Annotated in this window: 14 protein-coding genes and 1 tRNA gene; 8 read left to right on the plus strand and 7 right to left on the minus strand. The window is 39.5% G+C overall.

Annotation, left to right across the window (positions count from 1 at the left end; all coding sequences use genetic code 11):
- Positions 1–167 precede the first annotated feature (167 nt).
- A complete protein-coding gene (locus DWZ33_RS04885) occupies positions 168–2,699 on the minus strand; it encodes an excinuclease ABC subunit UvrA (protein ID WP_118453991.1) in 2,532 nt (843 codons plus the stop codon).
- Positions 2,700–2,847: 148 nt separating this feature from the next.
- Positions 2,848–4,305 carry an MATE family efflux transporter gene (locus tag DWZ33_RS04890; protein ID WP_338067199.1) on the minus strand — a complete coding sequence of 486 codons (1,458 nt, stop codon included), beginning with the start codon at positions 4,303–4,305 and terminating at the stop codon, positions 2,848–2,850.
- A 63-nt stretch (positions 4,306–4,368) separates the two neighbouring features.
- On the opposite strand from DWZ33_RS04890, the gene DWZ33_RS04895 reads away from it, so the two are divergent.
- Positions 4,369–5,085 (plus strand): SDR family oxidoreductase, encoded by a 717-nt coding sequence (locus DWZ33_RS04895; protein ID WP_118453993.1) that lies wholly within the window; start codon positions 4,369–4,371, stop codon positions 5,083–5,085.
- Positions 5,078–6,037, plus strand: a complete 960-nt coding sequence (locus tag DWZ33_RS04900; protein ID WP_022936962.1) for a helix-turn-helix transcriptional regulator — start codon at positions 5,078–5,080, stop codon at positions 6,035–6,037. Before DWZ33_RS04895 ends, DWZ33_RS04900 begins: the two co-directional genes overlap by 8 nt.
- Before the next feature lie 148 nt (positions 6,038–6,185).
- On the opposite strand, the gene DWZ33_RS04905 is transcribed toward DWZ33_RS04900, so the two are convergent.
- Positions 6,186–6,261, minus strand: a tRNA-Ala gene (locus DWZ33_RS04905).
- A 201-nt stretch (positions 6,262–6,462) separates the two neighbouring features.
- Between DWZ33_RS04905 and DWZ33_RS04910 the strand changes: the two genes are divergently transcribed.
- On the plus strand, positions 6,463–6,900 hold the full coding sequence (locus tag DWZ33_RS04910; protein WP_118453994.1) for a LytTR family DNA-binding domain-containing protein: 438 nt from the start codon (positions 6,463–6,465) through the stop codon (positions 6,898–6,900).
- Between the two features lie 10 nt (positions 6,901–6,910).
- Positions 6,911–7,369, plus strand: coding sequence for a hypothetical protein (locus DWZ33_RS04915; RefSeq protein ID WP_118453995.1), 459 nt, complete (start codon positions 6,911–6,913; stop codon positions 7,367–7,369).
- 4 nt (positions 7,370–7,373) lie between these two features.
- Here the strand turns inward: DWZ33_RS04915 and DWZ33_RS04920 are convergent, their stop codons facing one another.
- From DWZ33_RS04920 to DWZ33_RS04935, 4 genes are read right to left on the minus strand one after another with little or no spacing between them, the layout of a single operon-like run.
- Positions 7,374–8,210 (minus strand): PRD domain-containing protein, encoded by an 837-nt coding sequence (locus DWZ33_RS04920; protein WP_118453996.1) that lies wholly within the window; start codon positions 8,208–8,210, stop codon positions 7,374–7,376.
- A gap of 15 nt (positions 8,211–8,225) precedes the next feature.
- Positions 8,226–9,614 (minus strand): glycoside hydrolase family 1 protein, encoded by a 1,389-nt coding sequence (locus tag DWZ33_RS04925; protein ID WP_118453997.1) that lies wholly within the window; start codon positions 9,612–9,614, stop codon positions 8,226–8,228.
- 9 nt (positions 9,615–9,623) lie between these two features.
- A complete protein-coding gene (locus DWZ33_RS04930; RefSeq protein WP_118453998.1) occupies positions 9,624–11,426 on the minus strand; it encodes a PTS transporter subunit EIIC in 1,803 nt (600 codons plus the stop codon).
- A 19-nt stretch (positions 11,427–11,445) separates the two neighbouring features.
- Positions 11,446–12,234, minus strand: coding sequence for a histidine phosphatase family protein (locus tag DWZ33_RS04935; RefSeq protein WP_118453999.1), 789 nt, complete (start codon positions 12,232–12,234; stop codon positions 11,446–11,448).
- 304 nt (positions 12,235–12,538) lie between these two features.
- Here DWZ33_RS04935 and DWZ33_RS04940 point away from each other — a divergent pair, with 304 nt between their 5' ends.
- From DWZ33_RS04940 to DWZ33_RS04955, 4 genes are all read left to right on the plus strand, one after another.
- Positions 12,539–13,135 carry a TetR/AcrR family transcriptional regulator gene (locus tag DWZ33_RS04940; RefSeq protein ID WP_022936963.1) on the plus strand — a complete coding sequence of 199 codons (597 nt, stop codon included), beginning with the start codon at positions 12,539–12,541 and terminating at the stop codon, positions 13,133–13,135.
- Positions 13,136–13,240: 105 nt separating this feature from the next.
- Positions 13,241–13,681 carry a bilirubin utilization transcriptional regulator BilQ gene (gene bilQ, locus DWZ33_RS04945; protein ID WP_118454000.1) on the plus strand — a complete coding sequence of 147 codons (441 nt, stop codon included), beginning with the start codon at positions 13,241–13,243 and terminating at the stop codon, positions 13,679–13,681.
- A 25-nt stretch (positions 13,682–13,706) separates the two neighbouring features.
- Positions 13,707–14,222, plus strand: a complete 516-nt coding sequence (bilS, locus tag DWZ33_RS04950; protein WP_118454001.1) for a flavodoxin family protein BilS — start codon at positions 13,707–13,709, stop codon at positions 14,220–14,222.
- Complete coding sequence (locus tag DWZ33_RS04955; RefSeq protein ID WP_118454002.1) at positions 14,215–14,544, plus strand: hypothetical protein; 330 nt, start codon at positions 14,215–14,217, stop codon at positions 14,542–14,544. The genes bilS and DWZ33_RS04955 overlap by 8 nt, the downstream gene beginning before the upstream one ends.
- The last annotated feature ends 107 nt before the right edge of the window (positions 14,545–14,651 follow it).

The following is a 14,651-nucleotide window of genomic DNA, read 5'->3' on the forward strand; positions in this document are numbered from 1 at the left end:
TGCTGGAACAATATCTTTATTATATTAGCTGACTGACAGTTTAAATGTGTTATTTATATTTCATACAGGTTAATATCAGCATATTGCCATTATGAAATTTTTCAAGTAAATATAGACAATACATCTCTATAGCAGTAACATCACAGCTAAATGCTGACATTTCTTCATTACCTTTTTCGATTATTTAAGTATTTCCCCGTAATACTTTTTGGATTAGCAGCAACTTCCTCAGGTGTTCCAACCGCAACTATACAACCACCTGCCATGCCTCCTCCTGGTCCCATATCAATAATATAATCAGCATTGGAAATAATATCTAAATCATGTTCAATGACAAGAACCGTAGCACCAGCTTCTACCAAACGATCAAACACTGACAATAAAACCCGGACATCAAGCGGATGCAGTCCGATGGTTGGTTCGTCAAAAACAAATACCGTTCCAGACTGCTGCCTGCCCATTTCTGATGCTAGCTTTAATCGTTGAGCTTCACCTCCGGACAAGCTAGGTGTTGCTTCGCCAAGCGTAAGATAACCGAGTCCTAAATCCTGTAAAATCTGCAGCCGCTGGCTCACTGTTTTTATATCCTCACATGCCGTCAATGCCTGCTTCACATCCATAGCCATTATTTCTGACAAAGAGTATGCTTTTCCAGCCTTATTTACACGCTTAATCTGTTCTGCTTGCCTTGCATATCTCGACCCTCTGCACTCTGGGCATGGTATTTCTACATCTGGAAGAAACTGCACATCCAAACTGATACTTCCAGTACCATCGCAAATTGGACAGCGAAGCTTACCTGTGTTATATGAAAAATCACCAGCCTTGTACTGCAAGGCTTTAGCATCTGATGTTCTTGCGTAAATCTTGCGCAATTCATCATGCACATTGACGTAGGTAGCTACCGTCGAGCGTACATTGATACCAATTGGTGTCGCATCAATTAACTTAACTTGATGTATCTGCTTTGCTGAAATTTCCTTTACATGCTTAGGAAGTCTTTTCCCTGCAATAACAGCTTCCAAACCAGGCAGCAAGCTTTCCAGTATCAAGGTTGTTTTGCCAGATCCAGACACACCGGTTATGACTGTAAGTCTGCCTTGTGGAATATCAACTGTTAATGGCTTTACGGTATGTATTGTATCTGTTAATAAATGAATTTTTCCAAAATCAAAGATATGATTGAGTGCTGTCCTTTTTCTTATCCGTATATATTCATTTGAAAGAAATGGTCCAATTTGAGAAGCAGGATTCTTTTTTATCTCTGAAATCTTTCCTTGCGCAATCACCTGACCGCCATCAGCACCAGCTTCTGGCCCCATTTCCACAAGCCAATCAGCTTCCGACAAAATTTGTGTATCATGGTCCACTAGCACAATGGAATTCCCATCGGCCAGCAAATCATGCATAACACCTGAAAGTCCTACAATATTTGAAGGGTGCAGACCAATCGATGGTTCATCAAGTACATATAAAACTCCTGTAGTACGATTGCGAACAGCCCGTGCTAATTGCATCCGCTGCCGCTCGCCGGTAGAAAGTGTTGCGGCCGCACGGTCAAGGCTAAGATATCCCAAACCCAAATCTATCAGTCGTTTCGCCGCTGACTGAAATGATTCGCAGATTGATTCAGCCATCGACTGCATTTCCTTTGGCAATGATAGCGGCACCTCAGCAACCCATAATACTAATTGATCAAGCGTCATCTTACAGGCTTCATCCAGGGAAATACCCATCAGCTTAGGCTTTCTTGCCGCTGCTGAAAGCCGAGAACCGCCGCAATCTGGACAGACTCCCTGTTTTAAAAACTTTTCTACGCGCTTCATGCCCTTTTCATCTTTTACTTTGGCAAGGGCATTCTCCACCGTATAATTAGCATTGAAATAAGTGAAATCCAATTCCCCTGCTTGATTACTGCCATTCTTAGGTTTATAGAAAATATGTTTTTTTATTGCTGGACCGTGAAAAACTATATCGCGCTCCTTTTCAGTTAATTGGTTAAATGGGACATCAGTACGAACTCCCATTGCACGGCATACATCAGTCATCAGCGACCACATTAAAGTATTCCAAGGTGCAACCGCCCCCTCATCAATGCTCAAAGATTCATCAGGAACAAGGGTTTCTTGATCAACTGTACGCACAATACCTGTGCCGCCGCAGGTACGGCAAGCTCCCTGACTGTTAAAAGATAGTTCTTCAGCCGAAAGACCAAAAAAACGCTGATTACATTCGGGACAGACTAGCTCCTGCCCAGCCGCAACTGCCAATGATGGCTGCAAATAGTGTCCATTGGGGCAGCAATGATTAGCAAGTCGTGAAAACATCAGACGCAGATTATTTAAAAGTTCAGTTCCAGTCCCAAATGTACTGCGAATACCTGGTACACCCGGCCGCTGATGTAATGCCAATGCTGCTGGAATATAAAGTACCTCATCTACCTGTGCCTTGGCTGCCTGTGTCATACGGCGGCGAGTATAAGTTGAAAGAGCATCAAGATAGCGTCTTGAACCTTCCGCATACAAAACACCCAGTGCCAGCGAAGATTTCCCAGAACCTGATACGCCAGCAATACCAACAATCTGATTTAATGGTATATCCACATCAATATTTTTCAAATTATGCACCCTAGCATTCCGTACTTGAATTTTGTTAGGAATCTTATTTTTAATTAATTCATTTTCCTTTTGTACACCCATTATGCGTCACCTGCCCAGTTATTTTATTTCTTATTCATTATATCATTTTTAATGCTGATTGACAGAATAGCCAATTCACACACAGATAAAAGCTTTATTTATATGATCAGCAGCGCATTTTATTTCATGTCGCTTCAAATATACCTCGCTACTCAATCACCAAAATTGTTTCCTCTCTTGTGATATTTTTCAGCCAGCCATATTTTTTATAATGTAGAATAGCAGCCGGAACTTTCACTACCTCGTCAAGATTGATGATAAGAAATACAATGACTACGGGCAGTTGAAAATAAAAAGCTGCTAAGAATCCTGCCGGAACAGCAAATGCCCACATCGTGACAGTATCACATATCAAACCAAATTTAGAATCACCGCCAGCGGGAAATACACCAGCAATTGTCATCATATTTATTGATTTAGCAATCATGTAACAAGCACAAAACAAAAGCATCCATTTTAAATAATCAGTTGCTTGCGGACTTAAGACTGTCACATGTATAATCAATGGCGAAATGGCAACTAACAGCAAACCCGATATAATACCACTGATTACCGCCATTTTCCAAAGAATGCCGCCGTATTTTTTTGCTTGCTGCAAATTTCCCATACCGAGCTCATTGCCGACAATGATACCGCCGCCATTAGCAAGCCCTGTACAAAAGCTTACAATTAAATTCTTTACAATATTGGCAATCGAGTTAGCAGCAACTGCGTCATTACCCAAATGACCCATAATAACCGAATACATTGTAAAGCCAACACCCCAAACAAGATAATCACTCAGCATTGGTAAACTGTATCGCCAATAATCTTTTACTAATTGCTTATTTGCAGAAAAACACAGTCTTAGATGAAGCCGCGCATGCTTCTTACGCAAGGATTCAGCAAATGCCCATATCAATTCAATAAATTTTGATATAGAAGTTGCAAGAGCGGCACCGGCGATACCCATTTCAGGGAAAAGATACAAGCCAAAAATAAGTGCTGCATTAAAGAAAATGTTGATAATCACAGAAGTTGATCCAATAACCATACTTTTTACAGCAAAACCGGTATTTTTCAATATGCAGAGATAAATTTGTGATATTCCAGTAAATATATAAGATACTGCAACAAGTCGCAGATATACGACACCACCCGCTATTAATTGTGGCTCCTGTGTGAAAATCCGCATCAGCATTTCCGGAGCAAAAAAAGAAATCAGGAAAAATGCTGAAGAGATTAAAAACGATACTTTTGTAACATAAGCAAATATTTTTTCAATTGAATTCATATCATTTTTACCATAATATTGTGCTGCTAAAATACTTGTTCCCATTGTCAAGCCACCCATAAAAAGATTGAATACAAATGTTATCTGACCGGCCAGAGATACTGCTGAAAGTGAATCCTGATTAACAAAGCCAAGCATCAATGCATCTGATGCACTAACAGCTGCTAACATAAACTGTTGAAATGCAATTGGCAATACGAGGGATAACAGCTTTCGGTAAAAGACAGTGTTTTCACTGTTTAATGTTTTAGATTTCATAAAACACCTCCTAAACTTAATGATCTGATTATAAATAAAAGCGACTGACAAAGCAGCGCTAAAACTTAACAACATCACTGGCTTTTTCTAATATCCATTGCTATAATGAAGTTAAAATAAATGAAGGAGGCAGCGGATATGTTCCATAATAAAATTGTTGTCATTACCGGCGGTATGCAAGGGATTGGCAAATGCATAGCAAAACAATTTCAAAAAGAAGGTGCGGTTGTATGCATTATAGATAAACAGCCCGGCGGTTATTTTACAGGTGATCTTGCTGATGAAAATACCCTTGTTCGTTTTTCAGAGAAAGTAATCGCTGACTATGGACATATCGATTATTTAATCAATAATGCCCTTCCGTTAATGAAAGGTATTGATACATGTACCTATGATGAATTTAATTATGCACTGCGCGTAGGCGTCACTGCACCCTTTTACTTAGCAAAACTATTTTTACCATACTTTGCTCCTAATGCATGTATTATCAATATATCCTCTTCCCGTGACCGCATGAGCCAGCCAAACACAGAAAGTTACACAGCAGCTAAGGGTGGTATTTCTGCCCTAACTCACGCATTGGCTGTAAGTCTTGCTGGAAAAGTTAGAGTAAATTCGATTTCTCCCGGTTGGATTGATACATCATCAGTTCAATATACCGGTCCTGATGCTTTACAGCACCCTGTGCATCGAGTTGGTTATCCTCTTGATATAGCAAATATGGTTTTGTTTCTCTGTTCAGATAAAGCGGGTTTTATTACTGCCGAGAATATCTGCATTGATGGTGGTATGACAAAACAAATGATCTATCATAATGATTTCGGGTGGACATTGGAGAACGAAGAAAATGAGTAAAAAGGAATTATGCGCTGCGATTGAAGCTCTTCAAAATCAATTTTTAACATTGGATTGGACTTATCATGAATCCCCCGTAGGTACTCCATCAGAAAAAATGTATCGTTGGCCCGGCAATCCAGAAGATAAAATATTGATTTGCGTACATAAAAGTAATGGCATACAGGAATTGTTTCATCGACATGATTTTTTCTATTTCAATTATACCTATATGGGAGAGTATGATTCCCTCAGCTACAAATATGATAATCGTATAACGATCAAAGAGGGAGAAATCTATGCCGGTCAGCCCTTTGCCGGCCATGCCCTTTGCGTCCATGATAACAAAGAAACAATAATTATTGGTGTATTGATTCAAAAAGAGACTTTCTTTCGATCTTTTTTACCTATGCTGTCCGCTAATTCTCATTTTTTTCATTTCCTGTTAGATCCTGCTACAAACCAATTTTCTGATGAATACATTCATTTTAAGATTGAGGATGATTGCAATATAAGGACTTTATTAGAAATGATGGTAATTGAATTCGCAAACCGGCAGGATGATTCACAACAAATACTCAAGCCTTTGGTATTATCATTTCTGATGCAGATTGCACGGCAATATGCATTAGTTAATCAAAAATTCATCAGTGAGAGTCTTTCAGATAAAATTATAAATTTTATAGGGGAACATTTCGACACAGTAACACTTAAAGATATCGCCAAGCGTTTCTCTTATCATCCAAATTATATTTCAACTTTACTACATCGTGAAATCGGTAAGTCTTTCTCAGAAATTTTACTTGAGCAGCGCATGGAAAGAGCTTCCATTCTTTTGAATGGGACGAATTTGACAAATGAAGAAATTGCCTTGATGTTGGGATATAGTAACAGCAGTAATTTTTATAAAGCTTTTCGAGAGTTTTATGGTGTATCTCCAAAAGAGTATGTATTACACCAGAAACAAGTATAATCAAAGAAAAACTACCAGTATATTGCACACCAACGCAAGGTTGATTTATTAAGCAATGCTTTTTAAAGGAATTTGTATAACTTTATCTAAATTCGTACCGGAAAATAAAAAATGTCTAAGAACTTTTCTTAGACATTACTTTTTAATATGGTGGAGCTTAACGGGATCGAACCGTTGACCTCCTGCGTGCAAGGCAGGCGCTCTCCCAGCTGAGCTAAAACCCCATGTATATTAAATTCGATATTTTTCAATACCGAATGCTCAATAAATATATCATCAATAAAAAACATTGTCAATCATTTTTTTAATTTTTTTCATAAAAACAGGACTGACCGCTTAGATATCTAAATTGTACTGCTTATCAATGAAAACTTGTCATTATTCAGATGAATCTGCTACTATGAATTCAGCCAAGGAGAAACCACATGAAAATTGAAATTATACTCGAATCCAACAGAAAAGACCTCCAGATCAATCTGCTGTGTCCGACTGTCAATCAAGAAGTAAATGAACTCTATGCCTATCTCACTGCTTATGAACAAAATGTTGGTGGCTGGCTGAATGAGCGGCATCAACGGGTTCACATCAATGAAATTCTTTATTTTGAAAGTGTTGATGGCAAAACCTTCTTTTACACAAATGCATTGACTTGTCAGACTAAGAAAAAACTATATGAACTGGAGGCTTTATATAATGATGCCGGGTTCATCCGCATCAGCAAAACTACAATTTTATCATTGTCAAAGGTTAGTGAAATCATTCCGGAAATGGGCCGGCGGCTTAAGCTTCGTTTAATCAATGGCGAATATTTAATTGTTTCCAGGCAATATGTGCCTGAGTTAAGAAAGCGTTTATCACTTTAGGAGGCAGATTATGTTTACAATCTATAAAAATACTGAGGTCAGAAAATGTGTTTTTGATCATACATTAAGAAATTTCGCACTGCATTTTATCGGATTACTATTCTCTGATTTGATTTTTCATCAAGAAACCTATCAAATTACCAGTACCATGCTGATTGCTATCCTGCTGATCAGTCTTTGTATTGCACTTTATGAAAGCTTCTGTTTTCAAGAGAAAATGCTGATTAAAACCCGCTATCTATTTCGTCATATGCTGTTTATCCTGCCGGTGCTGACGTTTGAATGTCTGCTTTTCTACTGGTTAAAGTGGTATGATTCCCCTTGGCTTCTTGCATTGATTATTTTATTGATTGATGTTGTCATTATACTTATTGAAGCTCATCATCAACAGTCAGAAAAATCACTTTATGCAAATGCGCTAAAGCAATATCAGGATCAAATAGCCTTAAAAGATAACAGTGTATTATGAGCATTTATTCTTTTCTCTGCAGCACTCTATGCAGATGAATACTCAAATATGCAAGTTCATCAAGCGTAGCCTCACAGCCAAGCGTGACGCGAATATATTCCGCAATTTTTAATGCGCACTCCATCTCCTTCGGATATTTGACAATCACACTTTGATATAGGAAATCGTCCTCCTCCTGATAGCCTTTATTCTGCAGCATACGCTGTATAAAATATGACAGATGAGTTACCAATCGATGATAATTAAGATCACTGACATCAAAGGTAATTTTATAATGCAGCTGAATCAGCCGAAGAATATCACGAATCATATCAATAGAAACAAGTGTATCCTGCATACTGCCGGCATTATTCTGGGCATTCACAAAATGAAGCGCAATATTTGCCGCTTCCTGCGGCCATAAACGTATCCCTTTTTGTTCTTCAATATATGCAAGCGCATATTCACCAAGGGTAAATTCTTTAGGATAAAACTTCTGTATTTCAAAATAGAGAGCATTACTTGTTTTCATGCCTTCTTCAAATCTTTTGAACGCATAATTCAGATGATCCATCAATGCCAATGCAAGACTGGCATTAAATTCACACTGCAGTTCAGTTTTTGCCCGCTCAATCAAATGTAATGTTATAAACAGAATATCCTCACTGATTTCAGTAAGCAGCTGCTGCAGCTGGGTAACTTCCTCATGAGCCGATAAGACAAAAATCTTATCAATATCAGATTCAAGCAGCTCCTGTCCTTTTTTATAATGAAAGCCAAGAGCATTACCCATAACGACATATTCCTGTCCATTTGCTTCTGCCAGCACCACACAATTATTTAATATTTTAACGATTTTCATCTTATCACCTCACTTTTAAATACGCTGTTTCTTTAAAAATTTTTGATACCATTTAAAGCTGTCTTTAGGTATTCGCTTTAAAGTTCCCTTACCTTCATCATCAAGATCAACATATACCAATCCATATCGTTTCTTCATTTCACCGCTGCTGGCTGAAACCAAATCAAGAAAGCTCCACATTGTATAAGCTTTTAGATTGATTCCTTCATCAATGGCTTTTAATACTTCATTAATATGCTCACGCAGATAAGCAATTCTATACTCATCATGAATTTGTCCATCGACAACCTCATCTATAGCCCCTAAACCATTTTCCACAATCATTAAAGGAAGGTTGTAGCGATCATACAGCTCTTTTAGACAGATGCGAATTCCGAGCGGATCAATGGTCCAGCCCCATTCACTTTCTGTTAGATAAGGATTCTTCACCCCGCCAAATAAGTTACCTGATGCTTTGGCTGCAGCATCATCACTGCTTGCGACAATTGAATTATAATAGGAAGTTGCCAGAAAATCCACACGCTGTTTTGACAGCAGCATCTGTTCTTCTTCACTCATTTTTAGATCAATTCCTGCCTTTTCAAAACGATTCAAGGCAATGTCAGAATAAGCGCCATGCACAAGAACATCGGCAATGGTCAGCGCATTACTGCGTATTTCATCAGCTTTCAATACATCTTCAGGTTGACAGGTCATAGGATAGACTGGTGAATAAGCAATCATTGCCCCTACCTCATTGCGCGCATTTATGGCTTTGGCCAGCTGTATAGCCTTAGCATTCGCAACCAGCATATTATGCACCGCCTGCCAGCAGCACTCTTCCTTATGCTCACTGCGGTCAACACCAACGCCCACTGACAGCGGCAAATAGAGTGCCATATTTATTTCATTAAAGGTAATCCATAAATGTACGCGATCTGAATAACGGGAAAAACATGTCTTAGCATAACGTGTATAGGCATCGATCCAATGCTTATTTTCCCAGCCATCGTATTTCTCAAAAAGCGCGTAAGGTATTTCAAGATGTGAAAGTGTCACAATTGGCTCAATTCCGCCTTGCACCAGCAAGTCAAAGATACGATCATAAAAAGCCAATCCTTCTTCGTTAGGTTCCTCATCATCACCATGCGGAAAAATCCGGCTCCATGCGATTGACATACGGAAACATTGCACACCAAGTTCTTTAAGCAATTGAATATCTTCTTCATAATACTCATAAAATTCCACGCCTTTTTGCATCGCATAATATGTATGCTCATCAGGCAGCGGATAACGTTTAAAACAGCGTTCACGCTCATTCGGCTGAGTATCGCCGATTGAATAACCTTTGTTTCCTTTATGGCTGCCGCCTTCACATTGACCTGCGGAAATAGCGGCGCCCCACATACATGGATATTTTATCATAAGCAGCTCCTAAACAATATTCAATATAATATCACCCATCGTAACTTGGTCCTGTGCCGTTGCCAGCACATCAAGATAGGCGTCTGAATTACTTACCAATACAGATATAATTGCCGGTTCACTCAGTGAATCAGCAAGCTGAGCTAACTGATCACCCTTTTTCACTTCCTGATTCAGCGCGGCCAACATTTCCATGCCCTGCGGCTGCTGCAGATGGATTAAAAGCTCAATCCCCTCTTTACCTTTCATAATTAATTCATTTGATTCAGGGAAAACCGCTGTCACTGTTCCATCAATCGGCGCATAGATATATTTATCTTCAAACTGAATGGCTGTTCCTTTACCAATTAATCCTTTAGCTGCCAGTTTATCATCTAAAGCCTTCAATTCAATTATTTGTCCGCTGACTGGTGCATAAACCGCTTTTTTGTTTAGCTTATTTTCATTGCTTTGTATAATCGGCGCAGCTACATCATCTTCAAATCCTAAGATCCAGGTCAGTGCAAAAGCTACCGCAAAGGCAATGACACAACAGATACCAAAATTAAGCAGATTGTTATTTGGACCAATGTATACCGGAAAAGCTGTCAGTCCCGGTGTTACAAAACCAAAGGCTTTCAAAGAGACTAAACCAGCATACAAACCACCGGCAGCACCGCCTGCCATAACCGCCGCTAAAGGCCGTTTTAGTTTTAAAGTAACGCCATATAAAGCTGGTTCAGTGATACCCAATACTGCGGTAACACCCGCTGATAACGCAATCTGACGCATTTCCGAATTTTTGGTTTTTAATGCTACCGCAAAACAAGCTGCGCCTTGTGCCATATTAGAAGGTAATGACCCCACTGACATGATTGTTTCATAACCGAAGGTAGCCAGTGACTGAAATACTAATGGGAATAATGAATAATGCATGCCGGTCATAACAATAAATGGTGTAAAACATCCCATGAAGGTAATTACCAGCCAACCTGCTTTACCATTTAAGAATTGAATAAATTGCGCGAGATAACCACCAAGAATCGATCCCAATGGGCCCAACACGATCAGCGTGATTGGTGCCGTAATAATAATCGTTAATAATGGCTTCATTAAAAATTTAAGACAATTCGGCGAAACCCGATCTGCAAGCTTTTCCACATAGCTCATCAGCCAGACACCCAAGATAATTGGAATAACTGAAGAAGCATAGGAAGCTGAGATAACAGGAATGCCAAAGAAATCTGCCGCAGTTTCTTGAGCAAGTAAATTAATCAGATCTGGATGCAGCAGAATACCAGCCAAAAATACAGCCATAAAAGGATTGCAGTTAAATTTCTTAGCCGCCGAAAAAGCAATCATTACCGGCAGGAAATAAAATGCCGCATTCGCTATTACATTAAAAATCACCATGGTGCTGCCACCAGCATCAATGCTTGTGAAATTAGTAAGCAGAGCGATTACCGCCTGCATCATACCAGCCGCCACAATTGCTGGCAAAATAGGTGTAAATATGCCTGAAATAGTATCTAATATCCTTGATACAATCGGTTTTTTACCATCTTCTTCGGCTGCATTCTCATTTTTTAAATTGCCGATTTGACGCATTGTCTTGCAGACATTACCAACATCCGGACCGATGATTACCTGAAGCTGACCGGGATTCAGCACCGCGCCGACAACCCCTTTAATCTGTTTCAGCGCTTCCATCTCAACTTTTCCATTATCCTTTAAATTGATTCTTAAGCGCGTCGCGCAATTGCCAAGATTGATAATATTCTCAGCACCGCCGATATGTGTCAGAATCTGTTTTGCTACTGATGTATAATCCATAAAAATCTCCTTTCATTGCTTATTTATTTAAAGCTTCTAAGCCTGTTTCAAGATAACTTGTATTACTGATATCAGCTAAAGTAATATGATCACCTTCGATAATTATTTGTGTGACACTGCAGTTCTTAACATCATCCAGCTGTGTTCGTTCAGGATCAATATTATTTAAAATTGTACGTATCGCACCACCCGAGGATACTACTAAAACATTACCGCCGCCTAATGCCTTACACTCTTCAATAATCTGATTGATTGCCGTTTCTGTTCGAGAAGCTATCTCATCATAGGTTTCAGCAGCATGAAGCTCATCATTAGCAGCAATTTCATCTGCGAGCTCCTGATTCGTCATACTTCCCAATAATTCACCCATTAATGCAGGATTAAACTCACCAAGTCCATGGGTATCAAATAATGCACCCCACATTTCCGCATCATTTCTTCCCTCATAACCTCCGAAATTCCACTCCCGAAGACCTGTCAATTCGAATAATTCAGGTGTATCATGAGTGTTTTCGGCTAATATCCTTGCAGCCGTTTCCCGCACTCTGCCAAGATCACTGGTATAAGCAGCAACAAATTCAACATCTTTTAATCCAATGCCGACGGCATCAGCCTGAAGCTGCCCCTCCTCAGTCAGCGGTGTATCACTCCAGCCTTGAACCTGTCCGGTCGTGTTAAACCATGTTTTGCCATGCCTTACCAAATATATTACCACTGGCTGAGCTGCCTCCTCATCAGGTAAAACAGGTGATGAACAAGCACATAATCCAAACGCAATCAATATCAGCAACAACTTTTTGAGTTTCATTATTCTCCTTTCATTCTCTTTTAGAGAAACACATTAAATTGCTTTTTCGTCTGGCCAGAAACAAAAAAAGCAGGAACAACACCAACAGCTTTCACTGTTGCATTGAGCCCTGCCTGATTTAACAGTCACATGACATAGATATCTATCTAAACAAAGTATAGCACTAAATGTCAGCGTTTACAAGCAGGTGTTATACGCTTTTTGGCCAGCTGATCATCGAAACTTTATTATCAAATTAGTCAGTTTTTTGATTAATTATCAATAATAGTGTAAAATATCATCAGAAGCATTTCAGGAGGTATCTATGGCTGAAAGTAAAGTAGAACGCAATAAGCGGTTAAAAAAAGAAAAACTGGAGGAATCCGGTTATGAACTATTTATGAATAACACCTTTGATAAAACCTCAATCGATCAAATCGTAAAAAAGGCCGGTGTCGCAAAAGGCACCTTTTATCTCTATTTTGAAGATAAGACACAGCTGCTGAACCGCATTATCATGAAAAAAAGCGGTGATATTTTAATGGATGCCCTATCCCACGCAAACTATCTGCAGCTGGATAACAAACTAGATCAATTCATTGTCATGGTAGACTGTATTCTTGACTATTTCAAACAGAACCAGAACATCCTTGAAGTCGTCCGCAATCATTTATCATGGGATGATATCCTAACTGATATGAAAAATCATCAGAACTTTTCGATTCAAATCATGATGAAAGAATATATCGAACTAATTATGACAAATAAAAATTACACTGAAAAAGAAGCCATTGCTACATTATATGTAATCTTTGAATTGGTATCCAGTGTTGCCTATGCCTCTATCATTGTAAAAAAACCATTTGAACTGCTTGAAATCAAACCTATGCTTTATGCCAGTATCCGTTCAATGATTAAGTAACCGCAGCCGTCCTATTGAGAAGGACGGTTTTTTATTGCTGAATATAGTTGACAAAGTCATGTATTAGTTTTATACTTGACCTAGTCAACTTTAGGAGGTATGTTTATGCAGACATCATTAGCTTATATTACAACGCTGCTGCGCAAGGATTTTACTGATTACTGCAATCAAAAGCTTGGTGAACTCGGACTTTCACAGGGTATGCTATTTTTTATCTTATATGTAGGCAAACACCCTGCCTGTTCACCTAAATATCTGGCAAAAGCACTGCATATGGACATTGGCCACACTACCCGTTCCATCGTTAAGCTGGAGCAGGCTGATTTGCTGCTGCAGGAAACGAACCCTTTGGACCGCCGCGCCCATATCCTGACCTTAACCGAAAAAGGTGAACAGGCTTTTAAGCTCAGCCACGAATTATTTTACAGCTGGGACAATGAGGTACTTGCCGCCTTTTCTGCTGAAGAAAGGGAGCAGCTGATGAAGCTGCTTGAAAAACTGATTCAGAGTGATCAGCATTGTGTCCACCGGTCTAAATCATACTAATTGGTTGATGAAGGAGGTTTGATTTATGAAATTTTCAATTCTATTCAGCAGTCATACCGGCAACACCCGTCTGCTTGCTGAAACATTAAAAAACACCCTGCCTGATAGTGAATGTATCTATTATGGTCTGCCGGATCAGCAAGCCTTAGAAGCTGATTTGATCTGCATTGGTTTCTGGACGGATAAAGGCTGCTGTGATGAAGCGCTGACAGCATTTTTAAAGACCGTGCATCATAAACAGATTTTTCTGTTTGGCACTGCCGGATTTGGCCGCAGCGATGAATATTTCAGCCGTATATTAACGAATGTTACCAACCTGCTTGAACCAGACAACACCCTCGTTGGTCAGTTCATATGTCAGGGCAAGATGCCGATAACTGTCAGAAAACGGTATGAATCGATGCTGGATCAGGAACCTGAAAAATTTCAATCCTTAATCGACAATTTCGATCAGGGACAAACTCATCCGGATAACAATGATTTAAACAATTTCAAAGCGATTGCTGAAGCAATGTGGAAGAAGGTGAACAGCCATGCGTAAAGCCGCTAAAATCTGGCTTTGGTGTGCGCTGGCTCTCTCGGCTGCAACCACCCTACTTAACGCCTTTTCAGGCCGCATGCTTTCAGTGGTGATTGCCTTGGCTGCCTTGGCCGGTCTGTGCATCCTGCTGTTTACCGAAAGAAAAGCCGGCTATCTCTTCATGTGTGTCTGCTATCTGTGTTCATTTATTAATGGTTTAATCAGCGGCTTTACCACTGATACAAATCCAGCAGCTGCCATTATCATGTCATTCATTGGCTCCGCATTAATTCCTGTCATTACCTATCTCTTCTTGCGAAAAGACTGGCAGAAGCTTAAATAATCATCTCGCTTGCCTGTCAGCTTAAGAACGTGTATAGTTTGGATAGGAGCATTACCATATCATTCATTAAAGCTTTAAGTGTGCGATACTCTATATCTGCACACTTT

It is taken from the genome of Dielma fastidiosa (assembly GCF_003475485.1).
GTDB lineage: Bacteria > Bacillota_I > Bacilli_A > Erysipelotrichales > Erysipelotrichaceae > Dielma > Dielma fastidiosa.